Consider the following 21,767-nt stretch of genomic DNA (forward strand, 5'->3'; position numbering starts at 1 on the left):
CCACGAACTCTCTGCCGAAAACACCGTCATACCCTTCAGTTTGAGCCTGCCGGTCAGCCACATTAAGGCCAGCCTTGCCCCCTTGAGATGGAGTTTCCCCCCGCGATGAGTACCGCAGCCCGAGTAGCCCCGACATTCCCCGACAGCATCTTTCGCGCCTATGACATTCGTGGCGTAGTCCCCAAGACCCTGACCGCCGAAACCGCCTACTGGATTGGCCGCGCCATTGGTTCCCAGAGCCTGGCCCAGGACGAGCCGAACGTCTCGGTCGGTCGTGACGGTCGCCTGTCCGGTCCGGAACTGGTGGAACAACTGATCCAGGGCCTGGCCGACAGCGGCTGCCATGTCAGCGATGTGGGCCTGGTGCCCACTCCCGCGCTGTACTACGCCGCCAATGTACTGGCCGGCAAATCCGGGGTAATGCTGACCGGCAGCCATAACCCGTCGGACTACAACGGCTTCAAGATCGTCATCGCCGGCGACACCCTAGCCAACGAACAGATCCAGGCCCTGCACACCCGCCTGAAGACCAACGACCTGACCAGCGGCAAAGGCAGCATCACCAAAGTTGACATCCTGCAGCGCTACTCTGATGAAATCACCGGCGACGTCAAACTCGCACGCCGCCTCAAAGTGGTGGTGGACTGCGGCAACGGCGCGGCCGGCGTAATCGCCCCGCAGCTGCTCGAAGCCCTGAACTGCGAAGTGATCCCGCTGTTCTGCGAGGTCGATGGCAACTTCCCCAACCACCACCCGGACCCAGGCAAACCGGAAAACCTGGTGGACCTGATCGCCAAGGTCAAGGAAACCGGTGCTGACGTCGGGCTGGCCTTTGACGGCGACGGCGACCGCGTAGGCGTGGTGACCGAAACCGGCGAGATCGTATTCCCGGACCGCCTGCTGATGCTGTTCGCCCGCGATGTGGTGGCGCGCAACCCGGGTGCCGAGATCATTTTCGACGTGAAGTGCACCCGCCGCCTCACCCCGTTGATCAAGGAATATGGCGGCCGTCCGCTAATGTGGAAGACCGGTCACTCGTTGATCAAAAAGAAAATGAAGGAAACCGGCGCACTGTTAGCCGGCGAAATGAGCGGCCACGTGTTCTTCAAGGAGCGCTGGTTCGGGTTTGACGACGGCATTTACAGCGCCGCCCGTCTGCTGGAGATCCTCAGCAAGGAAAAATCCACCGCCGAAGAGCTGTTTCAGACCTTCCCGAATGATATTTCTACGCCAGAGATCAATATCCATGTGACCGAGGAGAGCAAATTCAGCATCATTGACGCACTGCACGATGCGCAATGGGGCGAAGGCGCCCACCTGACCACCATTGATGGTGTGCGAGTCGATTACGCCAAGGGCTGGGGCCTGGTTCGCGCATCCAACACCACACCGGTGCTGGTGCTGCGTTTCGAGGCGGATACCGAGGCTGAGTTGCAGCGCATCAAGGACGTGTTCCACGCCCAGTTGAAACGTGTTGCCCCTGATCTCCAATTACCGTTCTGATTTTTACCGGAGCCCTGAATGACCCTCGAACGCGAAGCCGCTGCCAACACCGCCAAGGTCCTGTCCGAAGCGTTGCCTTACATTCGACGCTACGTCGGCAAGACGCTGGTGATCAAGTACGGCGGCAATGCCATGGAAAGCGACGAGCTGAAAACCGGCTTTGCCCGCGACATCGTGTTGATGAAAGCCGTGGGGATCAACCCCGTGGTGGTCCACGGCGGCGGCCCGCAGATCGGCGACCTGCTCAAGCGCTTGTCGATCGAGAGTCACTTCATCGATGGCATGCGCGTCACTGACGCGCAGACCATGGACGTGGTGGAGATGGTCCTCGGCGGCCAGGTGAACAAAGACATCGTCAACCTGATCAACCGCCACGGCGGCAGCGCCATTGGCCTGACCGGCAAGGACGCCGAGCTGATCCGCGCGAAAAAACTGACCGTTACCCGTCAGACGCCGGAAATGACCCAGCCGGAAATCATCGATATCGGCCAGGTAGGCGAAGTGATCGGCATCAACACCGACCTGCTGAACCTGCTGGTCAAGGGCGACTTCATCCCGGTGATCGCGCCGATCGGCGTGGGTGCCAACGGTGAGTCCTACAACATCAACGCCGACCTGGTGGCGGGTAAGGTGGCCGAAGCATTGAAGGCTGAAAAGCTGATGCTGCTGACCAACATTGCCGGCCTGATGGACAAGGAAGGCAAGGTGCTGACCGGTTTGACCACTCAACAAGTGGACGAACTGATCGCCGACGGCACCATCTACGGCGGCATGCTGCCGAAGATCCGTTGCGCGCTGGAAGCGGTGCAAGGCGGCGTCGGCAGCTCGCTGATCCTGGATGGCCGGGTGCCGAATGCAATCCTGCTGGAAATCTTCACCGATACGGGTGTGGGCACGCTGATCAGTAATCGCAAGCGCCCTTAAAACGCTGAAAACAAAAAGCCCCGCTCAACCTGGTTGAGCGGGGCTTTTTTATGGTTCGGCGATTACTGAACGCCGAACTGCTCGCGATACGCCTTAACTGCCGGCAAGTGCTGCTTGAGCTGCGGATCGTCTTCCAGGAACTGCAACACCTGGTTCAGCGACACGATGCTGACCACTGGAATACCGAAATCACGCTCCACTTCCTGGATCGCCGACAACTCACCGTTGCCACGCTCCTGGCGGTTCAGCGCGATCAGCACACCGGCGGCCTTGGCGCCGTCCTGGGACGCGATGATCTGCATCACCTCACGGATAGCCGTACCGGCCGTGATCACGTCATCGATGATCAATACATCGCCGGTAAGCGGCGCGCCCACCAGGCTGCCGCCTTCGCCATGGGCCTTGGCTTCCTTGCGGTTGAAGCACCATGGCAGATCGCGCCCATGATGTTCCGCCAGGGCCACGGCCGTTGCAGCCGCCAGGGGGATGCCCTTGTAGGCCGGGCCAAACAGCACGTCGAAGGAAATACCGCTTTCAACGATGGCTGCCGCGTAGAAACGCCCCAGCTGAGCCAGGGCCGAACCCGAGTTGAACAAGCCGGCATTGAAGAAATACGGGCTGGTGCGCCCGGACTTGAGGGTGAACTCACCGAAGCGCAAAACCCCGCGATCGATGGCAAAACGAATGAAATCGCGTTGATACGCCTGCATGAAAAAAGCCTCAGATACCACGGATTTAGCTAATTAGGTAGACGGCGTGTATCATACACGCACGCGATTTTTGGGGCCATTTATGCGGATCATCAGTGTGAACGTTAATGGTATTCAGGCTGCAGTCGAGCGTGGTTTGCTCAGTTGGCTGCAAGCTCAGAATGCCGACGTCATCTGCCTGCAGGACACCCGCGCCTCCGCCTTTGAACTGGACGACCCAGCCTTCCAACTGGATGGCTACTTCCTTTATGCCTGCGATGCCGAAGTGCCCACCCAAGGTGGCGTGGCTTTGTACTCGCGGTTGCAACCCAAGGCGGTCATCAGCGGCCTCGGCTTCGAGACAGCCGACCGCTACGGGCGCTACCTGCAAGCCGATTTCGACAAGGTCAGCATCGCGACCTTGCTGCTTCCTTCGGGGCAGAACGGCGATGAAGACTTGAACCAGAAGTTCAAGCTAATGGACGATTTCGCCCGTTACCTGGATAAACAGCGACGCAAACGTCGCGAGTACATTTACTGTGGCTCGCTGTACGTGGCGCAACAGAAGCTGGATATCAAGAACTGGCGTGACAGCCAGCAATCCCCGGGCTTCCTGGCGCCGGAACGGGCCTGGATGGACGAGATTGTCGGCAACATGGGCTATGTGGATGCGCTGCGCGAAGTCAGCCGCGAAGGCGACCAGTACAGCTGGTGGCCAGACAATGAACAGGCTGAGATGCTCAACCTGGGCTGGCGCTTCGACTACCAGTTGCTGACCCCGGGTCTGCGCCGGTTCGTGCGCAGTGCACGCCTGCCGCGCCAGCCGCGCTTCTCGCAGCACGCGCCGCTGATCGTGGACTACGACTGGACACTGACCATCTAGGGTCTTTATCCAGGCACAAAAAAACCGACATCGCTGTCGGTTTTTTTGTGGGTGTTGATTATTTGACCAGGCGCCAGGTCAAGGGATAGCGATAGGCGATCCCTTTGTTGGCTTTGATTGCGCCGATGATCGTCAGCACCACGCTTGCGATGACCAGGGCCGTCATCAGGAAAAACCCAATGACCGCGAAGGCCAGCACGATGCAAATGATCCAGGCGATGGCTACGGTGATCTGGAAATTCAGTGCCTCCTTGCCCTGGTCGTCAATGAACGGATCCACTTCTTTTTTCATCTGCCACAGGATCAGCGGCCCCACGACGCTGCCGAAGGGGAATACAAACCCCAGGAACGCAGCAAGATGGCACAACATTGCCCCCTGACGCACCTCGTAGGAAGGCGTAGGCACCGGCATTTGGCTGTCATTCATGGCGCTTCTCCTTGAGGCGTACTCAGTCAGCCAGTGCGGCGTTCTGCAGTTCGAAGATCTCAGTCATGCCTTTCTGGGCCAGGGCCAGCATGGCGTTCAGCTCGGCCGGCTGGAATGGCGCACCTTCGGCGGTGCCCTGCACTTCGATGAAACCACCGGTGCTGGTCATCACTACGTTCAGATCGGTCTCGGCAGCCGAGTCTTCCAGGTAATCCAGGTCCAGCACCGGCTCGCCCTGGTACATGCCCACCGATACGGCGGCGATCATCTGCTTCAGTGGGTCGCCGCCTTTCAGGCCGCCGCGCTTCTTGATGACTTTAAGCGCATCGACCAGCGCCACCATGGCGCCGGTGATGGACGCGGTGCGCGTACCGCCATCGGCCTGGATCACGTCGCAGTCGACGTAGAGGGTCACGTCGCCCAGCTTGGTCATATCCAGGGCCGCGCGCAGGGAGCGCCCGATCAGGCGCTGGATTTCCAGGGTACGGCCGCCTTGCTTGCCACGGCTGGCTTCACGCTGGTTACGCTCGCCGGTGGCGCGTGGCAGCATGCCATATTCGGCGGTCAGCCAACCCTGGCCCTGGCCCTTGAGGAAGCGCGGCACGCCATTTTCAACGCTGACGGTGCAGATAACCTTGGTATCGCCAAACTCGACCAGTACGGATCCCTCGGCGTGTTTGGTGTAGTTGCGGGTGATGCGGATCGAGCGGAGCTGATCGGCAACGCGACCACTTGGACGTTTCATAGGGGGTACCTGTACTGAGGACGAAAAACTGCCGAGCATTATAGAGCCGCGAGCCGATTCGGGGCACTGCTAAAAATCTGCTTACGAATGCCCAGGGTTTGGGCGCGCCCGCCCCACTGCGCTACAATCCCGCGCCTTCGCAGCCTGTCGGCTTCAATTTACCCATCAGCCCGCTTTCGCGGGACTGCATCGCGAGGTACCTCCATGGTGCACAGCATGACCGCCTTTGCCCGCGTCGAAAAAGCCGGCGCCCAAGGCACCCTGAGCTGGGAACTGCGCTCGGTCAACAGCCGCTACCTGGAGCCGCACCTGCGCCTGCCGGAATCCTTCCGCGACCTCGAAGGCGCCGTGCGTGAGGCACTGCGCCAGGGCATCTCCCGCGGCAAGCTGGAATGCACCCTGCGTTTTACCGAAGAAACCACCGGCAAGCCGCTGCAGGTAGACCGCGAGCGCGCTGCGCAACTGGTCGCCGCGGCCGAAACCGTCGCCGGCCTGATCAAGCAGCCCGCCGCACTGAACCCTCTGGAAGTGTTGGCCTGGCCCGGCGTGCTGGTGGCCGACGCCTCCGATCCGCAAGCCCTCAATGCCGAAGCCCTCGCCCTGTTCACTCAGGGATTGAAGGAACTCAAGGCTGGCCGCGAGCGCGAAGGCGCCGAACTGGCCCGACTGATCAACGAGCGCCTGACGTCGATCGAAGCAGACGTGGTCACCTTGCGCGAGCTGGTACCGCAGATGCTCGCCACCCAACGCCAGAAGGTCCTCGACCGCTTCACCGACATGAAGGCCGACCTCGACCCCGTGCGCCTGGAGCAGGAAATGGTGCTGCTCGCGCAGAAGAGCGATGTCGCCGAAGAACTGGATCGCCTGAGCACCCACATCCTCGAAGTGCGCCGGGTGCTCAAGTCCGGCGGCGCCGCTGGTCGGCGCCTGGACTTCCTGATGCAGGAACTCAACCGCGAAGCCAATACACTGGGCTCCAAGGCTTTCGATCCGCGCAGCACCACGGCGGCGGTCAACCTCAAGGTGTTGATCGAGCAGATGCGCGAACAAGTACAGAATATTGAGTAAGGCAACCTCCATGACCCATAGCACCGGCACCCTGTACATCATTTCCGCCCCTTCGGGCGCGGGCAAGAGCAGCCTGGTCAAGGCCCTGACCGACGCTGACGAGCAGATTCGCATCTCGATCTCCCACACCACCCGCGCCATGCGTCCGGGCGAGGTGAACGGCGTGCACTATCACTTCGTCGAGCGCACCGAGTTCGTCAAGATGATCGAGCATGGCGACTTCCTCGAGCGCGCCGAGGTGTTCGGCAACCTCTACGGCACCTCGCAGAGCCACCTGCAGCAGACCCTGGACGAAGGCCACGACCTGATCCTGGAAATCGACTGGCAGGGTGCCGAGCAAGTGCGCCAGCTGATGCCCAAGGCACGCTCGATCTTTATCCTGCCGCCGTCGCTCGAAGCCTTGCACCAGCGCCTGACCAACCGTGGCCAGGACAGCGACGAGATCATCGAAGGCCGCATGCGGGAAGCTGTCAGCGAAATGAGCCACTATGTCGACTACGACTACCTGATCATTAACGACGATTTTTCCCACGCGCTGGATGACCTGAAGGCGATTTTCCGCGCCAATCAGCTCCAGCAAAAGCGTCAACAGCAGCGTTTCGGCAAATTACTCGCCGAACTGCTCGGCTGATTGGCCCTTCCCAAAACCGCTGCAAGGGCTTTACATTGGCGCTTGCAGCGGTTTTGCGAGGGTCTGCGAAAAATCAGCGCTTCCCTAAACGCTGGTGATTTTTTAAACTGCTCAGTCCGCTCGCCCAACCGGGCAGCGCGCATCTTGCATTCGCTCCGAGGAATACCATGGCCCGCGTAACCGTTGAAGACTGCCTAGAACACGTGGATAACCGCTTTGAGCTGGTCATGCTCTCTACCAAGCGTGCCCGTCAACTGGCCACTGGCGGCAAAGAGCCTCTGGTCCAGTGGGAAAACGACAAGCCTACCGTTGTAGCCCTGCGTGAAATCGCTGAAGGCCTGATGAGCTACGAGTTCATCGCCAACGCTGAAATCGTTGAAGACGAACCGCTGTTTGCAGCGTTCGAGGACGAGTCCAACGAGGCCGTCTAAGCCTATGCCTGGTCGACGTAGCACGGCGCGGGGTCACAGCCTTCGGCAGGAGTTCACACTTTGCCGAGCATAGACGCCCTCGCCGATCGCTTATCGGCCTACCTCGGCCCCGACCAGGTCAACCTGGTCCGCCGAGCGTATTTCTACGCCGAACAAGCCCACGACGGCCAACGCCGCCGAAGCGGTGAGGCGTATGTCACCCATCCCCTTGCGGTGGCAAATATCCTGGCCGACATGCACATGGACCATCAGAGCCTGATGGCCGCGATGCTGCATGACGTGATCGAAGACACCGGCATTGCCAAGGAAGCGCTCAGTGCGCAATTTGGCGAAACCGTGGCCGAACTGGTCGACGGGGTCAGCAAACTGACCCAGATGAACTTCGAGACCAAGGCCGAAGCCCAGGCGGAAAACTTCCAGAAAATGGCCATGGCCATGGCCCGGGACATCCGGGTGATCCTGGTCAAGCTGGCCGACCGGCTGCACAACATGCGCACGCTGGAAGTGCTGTCCGGCGAAAAACGCCGGCGCATCGCCAAGGAAACCCTGGAAATCTACGCGCCCATCGCCAACCGGCTGGGCATGCACGCCATTCGTATCGAGTTCGAAGACCTCGGCTTCAAGGCCATGCACCCGATGCGTTCGGCGCGCATCTACCAGGCCGTCAAGCGCGCCCGGGGCAACCGCAAGGAAATCGTCAACAAGATCGAAGAATCCCTGAGCCATTGCCTGGCGATCGACGAGATCGAGGGCGAGGTCAGCGGCCGGCAGAAGCATATCTACGGCATCTACAAGAAGATGCGCGGCAAGCGCCGGGCCTTCAACGAGATCATGGACGTGTACGCGTTCCGCATCATCGTGGACAAGGTCGATACCTGCTATCGCGTCCTCGGTGCGGTACATAATTTGTACAAACCCCTGCCGGGGCGCTTCAAGGACTACATCGCCATTCCCAAGGCCAACGGCTATCAATCGCTGCATACCACGCTGTTCGGTATGCACGGGGTGCCGATCGAGATCCAGATCCGCACCCGGGAAATGGAAGAGATGGCCAACAACGGCATCGCCGCCCATTGGCTGTACAAATCCAGCGGCGACGAGCAGCCCAAAGGCACCCATGCCCGCGCCCGCCAATGGGTCAAGGGCGTGCTGGAAATGCAGCAACGTGCCGGCAACTCCCTGGAATTCATCGAAAGCGTGAAGATCGACCTGTTCCCGGACGAGGTCTACGTGTTCACGCCCAAAGGCCGGATCATGGAGCTGCCCAAAGGCTCCACTGCGGTCGACTTTGCCTACGCGGTACACACCGACGTCGGCAACAGCTGCATTGCCTGCCGGATCAACCGGCGCCTGGCCCCGCTGTCGGAACCGCTGCAAAGCGGCTCCACTGTGGAGATCGTCAGCGCACCGGGCGCGCGCCCGAACCCGGCGTGGCTGAACTTCGTGGTTACCGGCAAGGCGCGCACACACATCCGCCACGCACTGAAACTGCAGCGCCGCTCCGAGTCCATCAGCCTGGGCGAGCGCCTGCTGAACAAAGTGCTCAACGGTTTCGACAGCGCCTTGGACAAGATTGCCCAGGAGCGCGTGCAAGCGATGCTCCACGAGTATCGCCAGGAAACCATCGAGGACCTGCTGGAAGATATCGGCCTGGGCAACCGCATGGCCTACGTGGTCGCCCGCCGCCTGCTGGGTGAAGGCGAACAACTGCCAAGCCCGGAAGGCCCGCTGGCGATTCGCGGCACCGAGGGCCTGGTGCTCAGCTATGCCAAATGCTGCACGCCGATCCCTGGCGACCCGATTGTCGGCCACCTGTCGGCCGGCAAGGGCATGGTCGTTCACCTCGACAACTGCCGCAACATCACCGAGATCCGCCACAACCCGGAAAAATGCATCCAACTCTCGTGGGCCAAGGATGTCACCGGCGAATTCAACGTCGAACTGCGCGTGGAGCTGGAACACCAGCGCGGCCTGATCGCCCTGCTGGCCAGCAGCGTCAACGCGGCCGACGGCAATATCGAGAAAATCAGCATGGACGAGCGCGATGGTCGCATCAGCGTGGTCCAGCTGGTGGTCAGCGTGCATGACCGCGTGCATCTGGCCCGCGTGATCAAGAAACTGCGCGCCTTGACCGGTGTGATCCGCATCACCCGCATGCGTGCGTAGCCCATCCATTACAAGGAGTCATTCATGACCAAGACCGTTATCACCAGCGACAAGGCCCCAGCCGCCATCGGTACTTACTCCCAGGCCATCAAGGCGGGCAACACCGTCTACATGTCCGGCCAGATTCCGCTGGACCCAAAGACCATGGAACTGGTGGAAGGCTTCGAAGCCCAGACCGTACAGGTCTTCGAAAACCTCAAGTCCGTGGCCGAAGCTGCCGGCGGCTCGTTCAAGGACATCGTCAAGCTGAACATCTTCCTCACCGACCTGAGCCACTTCGCCAAGGTCAACGAGATCATGGGCAAGTACTTCGAACAACCTTACCCAGCCCGTGCCGCCATTGGTGTGGCCGCCCTGCCAAAGGGCGCGCAGGTTGAGATGGACGCAATTCTGGTCATCGAGTAAAACACCCGGCGCAGCCTCCACAGGCTGCGCCGACTTCGTTTTAAAAGGATTTCATGATGCGCAAAGCGCTTGTAGCCTCTTCGTTGCTCGCCCTGTTGCTCGGCGGCTGCGCCAGCAACCCTGCCAACCAGGATGTGAGCGGCACCTGGATCAACCAGGTCGCCATCGATGCGGCAGCCAAGGGCGGCCCTTTGCGTGAAGCGCTGCAAAGCTATGGCCCGAACCTCGAGTGGGAGGTCAACCCCAAGGCTTCGCAGGCACGTTACTACAACGGTTTTGAAGTCGCCGAAGGCAAGTTGCTCGGCGAACAGTCCGGTGCCTGGAGCGTCGACTTCTACGGCAGCTCCGCCACTGAACTCAAGCGCAAAGGCAGGCAACTGCTGCAAGTGGCCAACGATAACGAGCCCGAGCAGCTCTTCGCCCGCGCCAAGGAACCTGCACCGGAAGGCGCGCCGCTGGGTGCCAACTTCGAACGTGCCCTGTACGCAGCCTATATGGGCGGCGACTGGAAGATCACCGACGGCTTCGGCAACGGTGCCACTGTCCAGTTCCAGCCTGACGGCAAGGTCGCCGGTCTGCCCAATGTTGATCGGTACTCTCTGTGCCTGGCCGGTGACTGTGCCTCCATGAGCGGCGGCTACGACAGCATGTGGCTGCAGCTCAACGGCGTGGGCAACCCGTGGATCTTCATGCGCAAAGGCAAGCAGCTGGAGATCTTCCAGGCGATCAACACCGCACAGGCGGACGAAGTGCCCCAGTTCACTCCCGGGCCGCGTCAATGGCTGCTTGAAAAGCAATAGCAGTCATCACCCACATTTTTAACCGCATTTCAGCCTTTAAGAATGGCTGCGTACCCTTCGCGGTAGCTCGCATACGTGGGCGTCCACCCCAGCGCCTTTATCCGGGCATTGCTGCATTGCTTGCTGCCCGCACGCCGCACACTCGCGTCCTCGGACCACTCAGTGACGCCCAGGTAGTCACGCAGCCAGGCCACCACCTCGGCCAAGGGCGCCGGTGCGTCATCGACGCCGATATAGACCTTATCCAGCGAACCGCCCTGCTCCACGTGGCGGAGCAAAAATGCCAGCAAGCCCGCCGCATCATCGGCGTGTATACGGTTGCCATATAAAGGTGGATCAAGCGCTACACGGTACCCCTGGCGCACCTGGGTCAGCAGCCATTCGCGACCAGGACCGTAAATGCCGGTCAACCGCACGACGCTCGCAGGAATGCCACTGTTAAGTGCCACCTGCTCGGCCTCCAGCATGACTTGCCCGGAATAACCCTTGGCCTGGGTTTCGGAGGTTTCGTCGACCCACTCGCCATTCTGCTGCCCGTATACGCTGCTGCTGGATACAAACAGCAGATGCTTGGGCTCCTGGCCATAATCCTTCAGCCACTCCAGCACGTGCTGCAGACCTTGCACGTAAGCGGCGCGATAACCGGCCTCATCGTGGTCGGTGGCGGCGGCGCAGTACACCAGGTAATCCACCCCGCCGATCGGCCAGGTGTCAGGGCAATCCTTGTTGAACAGGTCGCCGGCAATGCCGATCACCCCCTCGGGCAGGCGCGAAATATCGCGCCGCAGGCCATGAACCTCCCATTCCGAGGCCAGCAATTGGCTAGCCAGCCGACTACCCACATCGCCACATCCGGCAATCACAACAGAAGGCACAGACATCATAAAACTCCGTTCTTAAAGGTCTAGATTAGCCCTCGCAGCAGACCGGCGGCCAGAAAAAGGGCAAATAAAGTTACTGTATTACTTCTGTTAACAAGAATTACTTGCAATAATAACCGCCCATTTGTCCTCGACCCCTTTTGGGTCTGGAAGGACGATCACTCATTTTCTTCTCTCAGGTCCGGCCAGCATGACACGTAATACAACCCCCGCTTCGCCAACCACGCTTCACAGCCCATCCCGCGCCTGGCGTGCGATTGCTGCGATGCTGTTCAGCGTACTGCTGGCGCCGACCGCCGCATTCGCTGATGCCACCGCCCCGGCTACCCCGGCCGCCGCCGAGCACAATGCTGCGGCTCCAACCGCACCCGCTGCTGCCCCCGCGGCCACCGACCCGGCCCAGGCTGCATCCCCAGCCGCCGCCGACGAAACCGGTGTCGTGCTGGAAGAAGACAACACCCTGGGCATGGCCCACGACCTGTCGCCATGGGGTATGTACCAGAATGCTGACGTGGTGGTGAAAGCCGTGATGATCGGCCTGGCCATCGCGTCGATCATTACCTGGACCATCTGGATCGCCAAAGGCTTCGAGCTGCTGGGTGCCAAGCGCCGTCTGCGCGCTGAAATCGTCCACCTGAAGAAAGCCACCACCCTCAAGGAAGCCAGCGAAAGCGCGACCAAGAAAGGCACCCTGGCAAACACCCTGGTGCACGACGCACTGGAAGAAATGCGCCTGTCGGCCAACACCCGTGAAAAAGAAGGCATCAAGGAGCGCGTGGCGTTCCGCCTGGAACGCCTGGTTGCAGCCTGCGGCCGTAACATGAGCAGCGGCACCGGCGTGCTGGCGACCATCGGCTCCACCGCGCCGTTCGTCGGCCTGTTCGGTACCGTCTGGGGCATCATGAACAGCTTCATCGGCATCGCCAAAACCCAGACCACCAACCTCGCCGTCGTCGCCCCCGGCATCGCCGAAGCCCTGCTGGCAACCGCCCTGGGCCTGGTCGCCGCGATTCCTGCGGTAGTGATCTACAACGTCTTCGCCCGTTCGATTGCCGGCTACAAGGCCCAGGTATCGGATGCGTCGGCAGAAGTCCTGCTGCTGGTCAGCCGCGACCTCGATCACCTGCCTACCGAGCGCAGCTCGCAACCGCACATGGTGAAAGTGGGGTAATCGGCCATGGGCCTGCATTTGAATCAAGGCGACGACGAACTCGTCGAGAACCACGAAATCAACGTCACGCCGTTTATCGACGTGATGCTCGTGCTGCTGATCATCTTCATGGTGGCCGCTCCATTGGCCACCGTGGACATCAAGGTTGACCTGCCCGCCTCCAGCGCCAAGCCTGCGCCGCGGCCGGAGAAACCGATCTTCCTCAGCGTCAAGGCGGACCAACGCCTGTTCCTGGGCGAAGAAGAAGTCAAGGCCGAAACCCTGGGGCCGGTGCTCGATGCCAAGACCCAAGGCAAGAAGGACACGACGATCTTCTTCCAGGCCGACAAAGGCGTGGACTACGGCGACCTGATGAGCGTGATGGATGCCCTGCGGGCAGCCGGCTACCTCAAGGTAGGCCTGGTCGGACTTGAGACGGCAGCCAAGAAATGATCACGACGCGCCACAAACTGACGCGTTATGGCACCAGCCTCGCCGTCGTGCTGGGCGTGCATGCCGTCGCGATTGCCATCGCGCTCCACTGGTCAGCGCCGCGCACGGTGCAGTTGCCGCCAGCGGCCATGGTCATCGACCTGGCCCCGATGCCTGCACCGCCGCCGCCGGCGCCGCCGAAAGTGGTAACGCCGCCGCAACCGCCTGCACCGGTGGAAGAGCTGCCCCTGCCGAAACTGGCCGAGGCGCCCAAGCCAACGATCCAGGTGCCCAAGCCGGTCAAGCCCAAGCCTAAACCGCAGCCGCCCAAGCCGGTGGAGAAAAAGATCGAGCCGCCCAAGGAGAAACCCTCCGAGGACCCGCCGAGCGACGCTCCGCCCACCAAGGCACCGGCTGAAAAATCGGCCCAGCCCGTACCTGGCCCGTCGCCGCAACAGATCGCCGCCAAAGCGTCCTGGGAAGGCACCCTGCTGGCACACTTGCAGAAGTACAAGAAGTACCCGCCAGGTGCCCAGGCCCGTGGCAAGGAAGGCCTGAACCGCCTGAAGTTCGTGGTGGATGGCGACGGTAACGTGCTGTCCTACGAGTTGGTGGGGCGTTCCGGCAACGCCGACCTGGACCGCGCCACCCTGGACATGATCCGTCGTGCCCAGCCGCTGCCCAAGCCGCCGGCCGACATGCTCAAGGGCGGCAGCATCGAGATCGTTGCACCGTTCGTGTACAACATCGAAAAACGTCGTCGCTGAAAATGATGGTGGCGAGGGACACCCCTCGCCACTCTCAGCAAAATCCCGCGCATTCCCCGCTCAATCCCCAGCAAAGTTCTGATAACGTGCGTCTATCGATTGCAGCCGGTATGCTTGGCCCGCAACCTCATGGACGCCCGCTATGACTCTTACAGAATTACGCTACATCGTTACCCTCGCCCAAGAGCAGCACTTTGGCCACGCGGCCGAACGCTGCCACGTCAGCCAGCCGACGCTGTCGGTGGGCGTGAAAAAGCTTGAAGACGAACTCGGTGTGCTGATTTTCGAGCGCAGCAAAAGCGCCGTGCGCCTCACCCCAGTGGGCGAAGGCATCGTTGCCCAGGCCCAGAAGGTGCTGGAACAGGCGCAAAGCATTCGTGAACTGGCCCAGGCCGGTAAGAACCAGCTGACTGCACCGCTGAAAGTCGGCGCCATCTATACCGTCGGCCCGTACCTGTTCCCGCACCTGATCCCGCAACTGCACCGCGTCGCGCCGCAGATGCCGCTGTATATCGAAGAAAACTTCACCCACGTGCTGCGCGACAAACTGCGCAACGGCGAGCTGGACGCGATCATCATCGCCCTGCCGTTCAACGAAGCGGATGTGTTGACCCTGCCGCTCTACGACGAGCCGTTCTACGTGCTGATGCCCGCCTCCCATCCGTGGACGCAAAAAGACACCATCGACGCCGGCCTGCTCAACGACAAGAGCCTGCTGTTGCTCGGCGAAGGCCACTGCTTCCGCGACCAGGTGCTGGAAGCCTGCCCGACCCTGACCAAAGGCAACGACGGCGCCAAGCACACCACCGTGGAATCCAGCTCCCTGGAAACCATCCGGCATATGGTCGCTTCCGGCCTGGGTATCTCGATCCTGCCGCTGTCGGCAGTGGACAGCCATCACTACGCCCCCGGCGTGATCGAAGTGCGTCCACTGACGCCGCCGGTGCCGTTCCGTACCGTGGCGATTGCCTGGCGCGCCAGCTTCCCACGGCCCAAAGCCATTGAGATCCTCGCCGACTCGATCCGCCTGTGTTCGGTGGCCAAGCCGCCTGCTGCGAGCTAAGTAAACGTATGACTGAGCTGTCGCAGGTGTCGGTGACGGCACTCAAGGGTGTCGGCGAGGCCATGGCCGAGAAGCTGGCCAAGGTCGGCCTGGAAAACCTCCAGGACGTGCTGTTCCACCTGCCCCTGCGCTATCAGGACCGCACTCGCGTGGTGCCCATCGGCCAACTGCGTCCCGGGCAGGATGCCGTGGTCGAAGGCACCGTCAGCGGCGCCGATGTGGTGATGGGCAAGCGCCGCAGTCTGGTGGTGCGCCTGCAGGATGGCACCGGCGGCCTGAGCCTGCGTTTCTACCATTTCAGTAACGCACAGAAGGAAGGCCTCAAGCGCGGCACCCGCGTGCGCTGCTACGGCGAAGCGCGCCCCGGCGCCTCGGGCCTGGAGATCTACCACCCGGAATACCGTGCCATTACCGGTGACGAACCGCCGCCGGTGGACACCACCCTCACGCCGATCTACCCGCTCACCGAAGGCCTGACCCAACAGCGCCTGCGCCAATTGTGCATGCAGACCCTGGGCATGCTTGGCCCGCAGAGCCTGCCCGACTGGCTGCCCCTGGAACTGGCCCGCGACTACCAACTGGCGCCACTGGCCGATGCGATCCGCTACCTGCATCACCCCCCTGCGGACGCCGATGTCGACGAACTGGCCCTGGGTCATCACTGGGCCCAGCACCGCCTGGCCTTCGAGGAGCTGCTGACTCACCAACTGTCCCAGCAACGCCTGCGCGAAAGCATGCGCTCCCTGCGTGCGCCGGCCATGCCCAAGGCCACGCGCCTGCCTGCGCAATACCTGGCCAACCTCGGCTTTGCGCCGACCGGTGCCCAGCAGCGCGTGGGCAATGAAATCGCCTACGACCTCAGCCAGCACGAGCCGATGCTGCGCCTGATCCAGGGCGACGTGGGCGCGGGCAAGACCGTGGTCGCCGCCCTCGCCGCCCTGCAAGCCCTGGAAGCCGGTTACCAGGTGGCGCTGATGGCGCCCACCGAGATCCTCGCCGAGCAGCACTTCATCACGTTCAAGCGCTGGCTCGAGCCCCTGGGCCTGGAAGTCGCGTGGCTGGCCGGCAAGCTCAAGGGCAAGACGCGCGCGGCCGCGCTGGAACAGATCGCCGCCGGTGCACCGATGGTGGTGGGCACCCATGCGCTGTTCCAGGACGAAGTGCAGTTCAAGAACCTGGCTCTGGTGATTATCGACGAACAGCACCGCTTCGGCGTGCAACAGCGCCTGGCCCTGCGCCAGAAAGGCGTGGGCGGGCGCATGAACCCGCACCAGTTGATCATGACCGCCACCCCGATCCCGCGCACCCTGGCCATGAGCGCCTACGCCGACCTCGACACTTCGATCCTCGACGAACTGCCCCCCGGCCGCACACCGGTCAACACCGTGCTGGTCACCGACACCCGGCGCGTCGAAGTGATCGAGCGTGTGCGCGGCGCCTGCGCCGAAGGCCGCCAGGCGTACTGGGTGTGCACACTGATCGAAGAGTCCGAGGAGCTGACCTGCCAGGCCGCCGAGACCACCTATGAAGACCTCACCAGCGCCCTGGGGGAACTCAAGGTCGGGCTGATCCATGGGCGCATGAAGCCCGTCGAAAAGGCCGCGGTGATGGCTGAATTCAAGGCCGGTAACCTGCAGCTGCTGGTCGCTACCACCGTGATTGAAGTGGGCGTGGACGTGCCCAACGCCAGCCTGATGATCATCGAAAACCCCGAGCGCCTGGGCCTGGCGCAATTGCACCAATTGCGCGGCCGTGTTGGCCGAGGCAGTGCCGCCAGCCACTGCGTGCTGCTCTACCACCCGCCGTTGTCGCAGATCGGCCGCCAACGCCTGGGCATCATGCGCGAGACCAACGACGGTTTTGTCATCGCCGAAAAAGACCTTGAACTGCGCGGCCCCGGCGAAATGCTCGGCACCCGCCAGACCGGCCTGCTGCAGTTCAAGGTCGCCGACCTGATGCGCGACGCCGACCTGCTGCCCGCCGTGCGCGACGCAGCGCAGGCATTGCTGGAGCGCTGGCCGGATCACGTCAGCCCGCTGCTGGATCGCTGGCTGCGCCATGGGCAGCAATACGGCCAAGTGTGACGCCTGCCTCACTTATCCGACCTACAGGTGTATCAAGCTGGTTATACTTCGGTGACTGTAAGAAATTGGATCAGGCCATGTCAGAAGTTGCCCACGCCACAGCCCCATTGACCGCCCCGCCGGTCATTCGGGCTTTGCTCGCAAAACTCGCCATCAGCTACACGGAAGTCACCGAACATCCGGGCCTGAATCCTGCGCAAAAAGTCCAGGCCGTCTTGCTGGAAGACGCGGTGGGCGCCCTGATGGTGCTGTTCCCGCAGAACCAGCTGCTGGACCTCAACCGCCTCACCGAACTCACGGGTCGCCGCCTTACGGCCGTGTCGCCGGAGCGCGTCGCGCGCATGCTGGGCAAGCACGACCTGAGCCTGCTGCCGGGCCTGCCGGCACTCACCAGTTCACCGTGCCTGTACGAAGGCAGCCTGCTCGACGAACCGAGCCTGCTGGTGCATTCAGGTGAAGCCGGGCTGCTGCTGGAAATCGCCAGCGATGCGTTCAAGACCATGCTCACCAAGGCCAGCGCCGCCCAGTTCGGTGAACCGCTGAGCAACATCCGCCCGAACCTCGACCGCCCCAATGATGACCGTGAGGAAATCACCCAGGCGATGCAGGCGTTTACCGCCCGCCGCATCCAGCAACGCCTGGAAGCGACCATCGAGATTCCACCGCTGGCCGACACCGCCCAGAAGATCATCAAGCTGCGCGTCGACCCCAATGCCACCATCGACGACATCACCGGCGTGGTCGAAACCGACCCGGCCCTGGCCGCCCAGGTGGTGAGCTGGGCCGCATCGCCGTACTACGCATCGCCGGGCAAGATCCGCTCGGTGGAAGACGCCATCGTGCGCGTGCTGGGTTTTGACCTGGTGATCAACCTCGCCTTGGGCCTGGCCCTGGGCAAGACCTTGAGCCTGCCCAAGGACCACCCGCACCAGGCCACACCGTACTGGCACCAGTCCATCTACACCGCCGCCGTGATCGAAGGCCTGACCCGCGCCATGCCCCGCGCCCAGCGCCCGGAAGCCGGCCTGACCTACCTCGCCGGCCTGCTGCACAACTTCGGCTACCTGTTGCTGGCCCATGTGTTCCCGCCGCACTTCTCGCTGATCTGCCGCCACCTGGAGGTCAACCCGCACCTGTGCCACAGCTATGTGGAGCAACACTTGCTGGGCATCAGCCGCGAGCAGATCGGCGCCTGGCTGATGCGCTACTGGGACATGCCGGACGAGCTGTCCACTGCCCTGCGTTTCCAGCACGACCCGACCTACGATGGGCAATACGCCGAATACCCGAACCTGGTGTGCCTGGCCGTGCGCCTGCTGCGCAGCCGGGGGATTGGGTCCGGGCCGGACGAGACCATCCCGGACGAACTGCTTGAGCGTTTGGGCTTGAGCCGTGACAAAGCGGATGAAGTCGTGGCCAAGGTGCTGGATGCCGAGGTGCTGCTGCGCGAATTGGCCTCGCAGTTCAGCCAGGGCTGAATCTGGCGCCTGTCAGATAGCTATCCAACTCGGTCGACCTGAAAGCCTACTTCTTTTTCTTCGGCTTCAAATACTTGGTCAACCCCTGGAACCAGATCACCAGCGCCGGGTTGCCCTTGATCTGGATCGACTTGTCCTGAATCCCCGTCATGAACGCCAGTTGCTTGTTCTTCGCCTGCATCGTGGCGAAGCCGTAGGCCGCATCCTTGAACGCAATGGCAAACGCCGGCGCCGGGTGGACACCCGAGCGACTGGTGATGCGCTGGTCCTTGACGATGAAGTGACGGGCAACCTTGCCGTCGAGGGTCTGCAACTGGAACGCGAGGTCTTTGTCACCCAGCTGTTGCTGGAAGGCAGGATTGGTGCGGCTGGCTTTGCCCATCATCAGGCCCAGCACCCACAGGAGAAGACGAAATTTCATGCACACGGCCTCGGTGTAATTATTGAGTCCGCAGCAGTTTAACCAATTGCAAAAAGAACGCTACCGATCTTGCGCATTAGCGGAAGATCGGCTGGCGTTTGACGCTTATAGCAGCATGTTACTTAAACGTTAGGGCAAGGCACCGGAGCCCAGTCGACCAGGTTAGGATCGCGGCAAGTGCCTTCGATCTGCGCTTTACCAGCGCTGGCGACCTTCTTGCTTTCATCCTGCTTGGTCTGGGCGGTCTGGAAGGTTTTCTCGGTGCTCACGGCTTCTGTTGGTACGGTTGGAAGCGGTGGCTTTTTCGGTGGCTTGGTGCCGGTACCTTTCTTCTTGCCCGGCGTCACAACGGGCGTTACATCGGCCTTGGCCACGGTGACCACGTCGGCACGCTGTACGCCAACCTGCTGCAGGTCTTTCTCGTAGGCCTGGGTGTAGTTGTTCAGGTCTTCGGCGGCTTTGCCGTTGACCGCCACGATCAGGTCATTGGATTCCTTCAGGCCCGAGACGATTTCCGCCAGGCGCTTGCGGCCTTCGGTGTCGTTGACGGTCTTGGCTTTGCGATCCGCCACCAACTTGGTGAATGCGCTCTGGTAGCACTGCTGGGACGCCCTGGCGTACGCGGTGCTGCGGTCGATATCGGAGGCGCTTTTGTTCACGTCAGCCGCATACGAGGCAATGCGCTGGTTGTCATCGGCGATCTGCTTCTGACGCTCGGTGTAGTAACCCGCTGCGCCGCCGGCCAGGGCCCCGCCCGCTGCACCGATGGCGGCGTTACGGCCACGTTTTTCCTTGTCGCCGGTCAGGGCGCCGAGCAGGGCACCGCCGGCCGCGCCGATGGCCGCACCGGTCACCACCGACTTGGTCATGTTCGAATCGGTGGCGCGCAAGTGCTGCACCGGCTCGTAGCAGTTGGGGTAGTACTCGACCTTGGTGCTCGACGCGACCTTGGAGGCCGGCGACGTGGCGCAGCCGGTCAGCACAGTGCTGAAACCGGCCGCGATCAGCAGCAAGTGACGCTTGGAAACCGCCTTACGGGAAAAAAGCATAGGTTGTGTTCTCTTCTAAGTTTGACTTGCCCAGCACGGCCACTGCCGCCTGAGTCCCTTCCAAGCTCGCCATACAGCCAGCGATCAGCGCTGACCGCTCGCTGCGAGCAATTCCTTCAAGATCGTCGCCGGGTCGGCCCGCTGTTGCTTGCGGTAGTTGCCGACATGGCGAACGAACAGTGTTGCGCGCGTCACCAGGCTCTTGCCGAGCACGGGCTTGCGATCCAACTCTTCCTTGATCCGTTGAAACTGCGCCTGGATCACCGCATCGGTGTAACGCGTGCCGGTGGCCAGGTTGTCGATATAGATCGCCACCGCGCCATCGAGGGCGCTGCGTCCGTTTTCGATGGCCGTGGCAAACAGTGCCGCGCTGGCCTCTTCCTTGTTGTCCAGGGCCTGCTGGCGACTCTTCTGCAGGTTGGCCAGGCGGATGTTGTAGTTGCTGATAGTCTCGGCCACCAGCGCGGCCGACTGAATCAGGTTGCCCGCCGCTTCTTCGCGTTGCTGGGCGATCAGCGAGACATTGCGCTTGAGCTCTTCATTGACCAGCCCGAGTTCGGCCTGCAGCTTGGGGTCGACGCTGGCGGCGATGATGCTGTCCAGGCGCTTGGTCGGGTCCTGGGCGTCATCGATGGCGTCGGTCAGCGAGGCCAGGCGGCCCTCTTTCTGCCACTGCGCAAACAACTCCTTGTAACGCGAGCGCGGCGCCGACAACGCACCGATTGCCACGCGAAAACCCGTGGTCTCGTTGCTCTGCTCGGTGCCGTCGGCGGCGAACAGCGGGTATTCGCGGCGCATGCCGGTAAACAGCGTGCCCTCGCCTTCGAGGTAGTTGCCGCCCTTGACCACAAAGCCGCCGTAGGTGCCCTGGCGACGACCGGCGTGCACCAGCTGGAAGGACTCCTGGACCATTTCCGCGGCGTTGCCGATCACGTCGAACATGCCGATGGGGTTGGGCAGCTTGGTACCGATAGGCATCAGGCGTGCGGCCTGGCCAGTACCGCCGGCGACCTGGTTGAACACCGCGTAATCACCCAGCGGGCCATCGCTGTCGCTGCCTTCAACGCGGCGTGGAAACAGGCGCCCTTCCAAGTCCTGGCGGCTCACCGCCTGGCCACCGCGTGCGGCGAACTCCCACTCCACTTCAGTGGGCAGGCGCACGAAACCCAGGCCGCCGTCTTCCGCCGACGACCCACGACCGCTCACCGGCAGCAAATCGCGGTGGTATTTCATCAGCCAGGCGCTGTACACCGCCGAAAAGCGCTCGGCCTCAAAGCGCGACAGCTTCACCTTGGGCAAACGCCCGGCCATGCCGGTGGGCGCATCGCACGCCGGTGCCGGTTCGCCACTGGCCAGGGATTGCGCCTGGGCCATCACCTGGGCGTACTGGCGGGCGGTCACTTCGTACTTGCCGATGAAGTACAGCATGGGCTTGAGCGGGGTCTTGGCGTCGGTCTTCGGCATCAACGGCGCAATGACTTTGCTCCAGTCTTTCGGCAAGTCCTTGAGGGTGAACTGGCCGTTGATAAAGTCGCGGCGGTAGCCGGAGATAAATGACTGCTGGTAACCCGCCTCGCCTTCGGCGAAGGGGTAGCCGAGGCTGATCTCGCGGTCATCCAAGGTCCCTTGGGCCAGCACATAGGCGTAGCGGAACACCATAGTGCCTTCGCACGGCAGCGGCAGGCTGACGTCGTCGGGCAACGGCTTGGGGTTGTCGAGCTTGTCGCTCGCTTCATCGGCCATGGCCAGCGAGGCCAGGCTCAGCGCCAC

21 protein-coding genes and 1 pseudogene are annotated in these 21,767 nt (G+C 62.1%); 15 read left to right on the forward strand and 7 right to left on the reverse strand.

Features of this window, described 5'->3' with window-relative positions:
- Window positions 1-81 precede the first annotated feature (81 nt).
- Together C8K58_RS06995 and argB are read left to right on the forward strand one after the other, a co-directional pair.
- Window positions 82-1,503: pseudogene (locus C8K58_RS06995) on the forward strand (phosphomannomutase/phosphoglucomutase); the annotation flags it as partial.
- An 18-nt stretch (window positions 1,504-1,521) separates the two neighbouring features.
- Window positions 1,522-2,427 (forward strand): acetylglutamate kinase, encoded by a 906-nt coding sequence (gene argB, locus C8K58_RS07000; protein ID WP_015886532.1) that lies wholly within the window; start codon window positions 1,522-1,524, stop codon window positions 2,425-2,427.
- A 62-nt stretch (window positions 2,428-2,489) separates the two neighbouring features.
- Here argB and pyrE read toward each other — a convergent pair whose 3' ends face one another.
- Entirely contained in the window at window positions 2,490-3,137 is a 648-nt protein-coding gene (gene pyrE, locus C8K58_RS07005; RefSeq protein ID WP_027608288.1) for an orotate phosphoribosyltransferase, read from the reverse strand.
- A gap of 82 nt (window positions 3,138-3,219) precedes the next feature.
- On the opposite strand from pyrE, the gene C8K58_RS07010 reads away from it, so the two are divergent.
- Window positions 3,220-3,999, forward strand: a complete 780-nt coding sequence (locus C8K58_RS07010; protein WP_003195493.1) for an exodeoxyribonuclease III — start codon at window positions 3,220-3,222, stop codon at window positions 3,997-3,999.
- A 58-nt stretch (window positions 4,000-4,057) separates the two neighbouring features.
- On the opposite strand, the gene C8K58_RS07015 is transcribed toward C8K58_RS07010, so the two are convergent.
- Window positions 4,058-4,426 carry a DUF4870 domain-containing protein gene (locus C8K58_RS07015; protein WP_027608287.1) on the reverse strand — a complete coding sequence of 123 codons (369 nt, stop codon included), beginning with the start codon at window positions 4,424-4,426 and terminating at the stop codon, window positions 4,058-4,060.
- 22 nt (window positions 4,427-4,448) lie between these two features.
- On the reverse strand, window positions 4,449-5,171 hold the full coding sequence (rph, locus tag C8K58_RS07020) for a ribonuclease PH (protein WP_027608286.1): 723 nt from the start codon (window positions 5,169-5,171) through the stop codon (window positions 4,449-4,451).
- Window positions 5,172-5,375: 204 nt separating this feature from the next.
- Between rph and C8K58_RS07025 the strand changes: the two genes are divergently transcribed.
- From C8K58_RS07025 to C8K58_RS07050, 6 genes are all read left to right on the forward strand, one after another.
- A complete protein-coding gene (locus C8K58_RS07025; protein ID WP_065926714.1) occupies window positions 5,376-6,239 on the forward strand; it encodes a YicC/YloC family endoribonuclease in 864 nt (287 codons plus the stop codon).
- Between the two features lie 10 nt (window positions 6,240-6,249).
- On the forward strand, window positions 6,250-6,870 hold the full coding sequence (gene gmk / locus C8K58_RS07030; protein WP_027608284.1) for a guanylate kinase: 621 nt from the start codon (window positions 6,250-6,252) through the stop codon (window positions 6,868-6,870).
- A gap of 167 nt (window positions 6,871-7,037) precedes the next feature.
- Window positions 7,038-7,301: a DNA-directed RNA polymerase subunit omega gene (rpoZ, locus tag C8K58_RS07035; RefSeq protein ID WP_003176920.1), complete on the forward strand. Its 264-nt coding sequence runs from the start codon at window positions 7,038-7,040 to the stop codon at window positions 7,299-7,301.
- Between the two features lie 60 nt (window positions 7,302-7,361).
- A complete protein-coding gene (gene spoT / locus C8K58_RS07040; protein WP_005792489.1) occupies window positions 7,362-9,467 on the forward strand; it encodes a bifunctional GTP diphosphokinase/guanosine-3',5'-bis pyrophosphate 3'-pyrophosphohydrolase in 2,106 nt (701 codons plus the stop codon).
- A gap of 24 nt (window positions 9,468-9,491) precedes the next feature.
- Window positions 9,492-9,872 carry a RidA family protein gene (locus C8K58_RS07045; RefSeq protein WP_003176922.1) on the forward strand — a complete coding sequence of 127 codons (381 nt, stop codon included), beginning with the start codon at window positions 9,492-9,494 and terminating at the stop codon, window positions 9,870-9,872.
- Between the two features lie 56 nt (window positions 9,873-9,928).
- Window positions 9,929-10,672, forward strand: a complete 744-nt coding sequence (locus C8K58_RS07050; protein WP_027608283.1) for a hypothetical protein — start codon at window positions 9,929-9,931, stop codon at window positions 10,670-10,672.
- A gap of 29 nt (window positions 10,673-10,701) precedes the next feature.
- Here C8K58_RS07050 and C8K58_RS07055 read toward each other — a convergent pair whose 3' ends face one another.
- Window positions 10,702-11,553 carry an SDR family oxidoreductase gene (locus C8K58_RS07055; RefSeq protein ID WP_098480716.1) on the reverse strand — a complete coding sequence of 284 codons (852 nt, stop codon included), beginning with the start codon at window positions 11,551-11,553 and terminating at the stop codon, window positions 10,702-10,704.
- 190 nt (window positions 11,554-11,743) lie between these two features.
- Here C8K58_RS07055 and exbB point away from each other — a divergent pair, with 190 nt between their 5' ends.
- The 6 genes from exbB (at window position 11,744) to C8K58_RS07085 (ending at window position 18,527) form a co-directional block, all read left to right on the forward strand.
- Entirely contained in the window at window positions 11,744-12,724 is a 981-nt protein-coding gene (gene exbB / locus C8K58_RS07060) for a tonB-system energizer ExbB (protein ID WP_027608281.1), read from the forward strand.
- A 6-nt stretch (window positions 12,725-12,730) separates the two neighbouring features.
- Entirely contained in the window at window positions 12,731-13,156 is a 426-nt protein-coding gene (gene exbD / locus C8K58_RS07065) for a TonB system transport protein ExbD (RefSeq protein ID WP_003195519.1), read from the forward strand.
- Complete coding sequence (locus C8K58_RS07070) at window positions 13,153-13,902, forward strand: energy transducer TonB (protein ID WP_027608280.1); 750 nt, start codon at window positions 13,153-13,155, stop codon at window positions 13,900-13,902. Before exbD ends, C8K58_RS07070 begins: the two co-directional genes overlap by 4 nt.
- A 142-nt stretch (window positions 13,903-14,044) precedes the next feature.
- The gene (locus C8K58_RS07075; RefSeq protein WP_015886540.1) at window positions 14,045-14,965 is read left to right on the forward strand and encodes a hydrogen peroxide-inducible genes activator; all 921 of its coding nucleotides are present in this window, start codon (window positions 14,045-14,047) and stop codon (window positions 14,963-14,965) included.
- Window positions 14,966-14,973: 8 nt separating this feature from the next.
- Window positions 14,974-17,049 (forward strand): ATP-dependent DNA helicase RecG, encoded by a 2,076-nt coding sequence (gene recG / locus C8K58_RS07080; RefSeq protein WP_092355872.1) that lies wholly within the window; start codon window positions 14,974-14,976, stop codon window positions 17,047-17,049.
- Window positions 17,050-17,126: 77 nt separating this feature from the next.
- Entirely contained in the window at window positions 17,127-18,527 is a 1,401-nt protein-coding gene (locus C8K58_RS07085; protein ID WP_092355875.1) for an aminoacyl-tRNA deacylase and HDOD domain-containing protein, read from the forward strand.
- A 46-nt stretch (window positions 18,528-18,573) separates the two neighbouring features.
- Here the strand turns inward: C8K58_RS07085 and C8K58_RS07090 are convergent, their stop codons facing one another.
- From C8K58_RS07090 to C8K58_RS07100, 3 genes are all read right to left on the reverse strand, one after another.
- Window positions 18,574-18,948: a hypothetical protein gene (locus tag C8K58_RS07090; RefSeq protein WP_003195530.1), complete on the reverse strand. Its 375-nt coding sequence runs from the start codon at window positions 18,946-18,948 to the stop codon at window positions 18,574-18,576.
- A gap of 122 nt (window positions 18,949-19,070) precedes the next feature.
- Entirely contained in the window at window positions 19,071-19,997 is a 927-nt protein-coding gene (gene tagQ, locus C8K58_RS07095) for a type VI secretion system-associated lipoprotein TagQ (RefSeq protein WP_027608277.1), read from the reverse strand.
- A gap of 84 nt (window positions 19,998-20,081) precedes the next feature.
- Window positions 20,082-21,740, reverse strand: coding sequence for an SUMF1/EgtB/PvdO family nonheme iron enzyme (locus C8K58_RS07100; RefSeq protein ID WP_227432307.1), 1,659 nt, complete (start codon window positions 21,738-21,740; stop codon window positions 20,082-20,084).
- Window positions 21,741-21,767 lie beyond the last annotated feature (27 nt).

The organism is Pseudomonas sp. GV047, assembly GCF_003058245.1.
Taxonomy (GTDB): domain Bacteria; phylum Pseudomonadota; class Gammaproteobacteria; order Pseudomonadales; family Pseudomonadaceae; genus Aquipseudomonas; species Aquipseudomonas marginalis.

Coding starts and splice junctions, on each gene's coding strand:
- argB (WP_015886532.1), top strand. CDS start 1,522: ATGACCCTCGAACGCGAAGCCGCTGCCAACACCGCCAAGGTCCTGTCC.
- pyrE (WP_027608288.1), bottom strand. CDS start 3,137: ATGCAGGCGTATCAACGCGATTTCATTCGTTTTGCCATCGATCGCGGG.
- C8K58_RS07010 (WP_003195493.1), top strand. CDS start 3,220: ATGCGGATCATCAGTGTGAACGTTAATGGTATTCAGGCTGCAGTCGAG.
- C8K58_RS07015 (WP_027608287.1), bottom strand. CDS start 4,426: ATGAATGACAGCCAAATGCCGGTGCCTACGCCTTCCTACGAGGTGCGT.
- rph (WP_027608286.1), bottom strand. CDS start 5,171: ATGAAACGTCCAAGTGGTCGCGTTGCCGATCAGCTCCGCTCGATCCGC.
- C8K58_RS07025 (WP_065926714.1), top strand. CDS start 5,376: ATGGTGCACAGCATGACCGCCTTTGCCCGCGTCGAAAAAGCCGGCGCC.
- gmk (WP_027608284.1), top strand. CDS start 6,250: ATGACCCATAGCACCGGCACCCTGTACATCATTTCCGCCCCTTCGGGC.
- rpoZ (WP_003176920.1), top strand. CDS start 7,038: ATGGCCCGCGTAACCGTTGAAGACTGCCTAGAACACGTGGATAACCGC.
- C8K58_RS07045 (WP_003176922.1), top strand. CDS start 9,492: ATGACCAAGACCGTTATCACCAGCGACAAGGCCCCAGCCGCCATCGGT.
- C8K58_RS07050 (WP_027608283.1), top strand. CDS start 9,929: ATGCGCAAAGCGCTTGTAGCCTCTTCGTTGCTCGCCCTGTTGCTCGGC.
- C8K58_RS07055 (WP_098480716.1), bottom strand. CDS start 11,553: ATGTCTGTGCCTTCTGTTGTGATTGCCGGATGTGGCGATGTGGGTAGT.
- exbB (WP_027608281.1), top strand. CDS start 11,744: ATGACACGTAATACAACCCCCGCTTCGCCAACCACGCTTCACAGCCCA.
- exbD (WP_003195519.1), top strand. CDS start 12,731: ATGGGCCTGCATTTGAATCAAGGCGACGACGAACTCGTCGAGAACCAC.
- C8K58_RS07070 (WP_027608280.1), top strand. CDS start 13,153: ATGATCACGACGCGCCACAAACTGACGCGTTATGGCACCAGCCTCGCC.
- C8K58_RS07075 (WP_015886540.1), top strand. CDS start 14,045: ATGACTCTTACAGAATTACGCTACATCGTTACCCTCGCCCAAGAGCAG.
- recG (WP_092355872.1), top strand. CDS start 14,974: ATGACTGAGCTGTCGCAGGTGTCGGTGACGGCACTCAAGGGTGTCGGC.
- C8K58_RS07085 (WP_092355875.1), top strand. CDS start 17,127: ATGTCAGAAGTTGCCCACGCCACAGCCCCATTGACCGCCCCGCCGGTC.
- C8K58_RS07090 (WP_003195530.1), bottom strand. CDS start 18,948: ATGAAATTTCGTCTTCTCCTGTGGGTGCTGGGCCTGATGATGGGCAAA.
- tagQ (WP_027608277.1), bottom strand. CDS start 19,997: ATGCTTTTTTCCCGTAAGGCGGTTTCCAAGCGTCACTTGCTGCTGATC.
- C8K58_RS07100 (WP_227432307.1), bottom strand. CDS start 21,740: ATGGCCGATGAAGCGAGCGACAAGCTCGACAACCCCAAGCCGTTGCCC.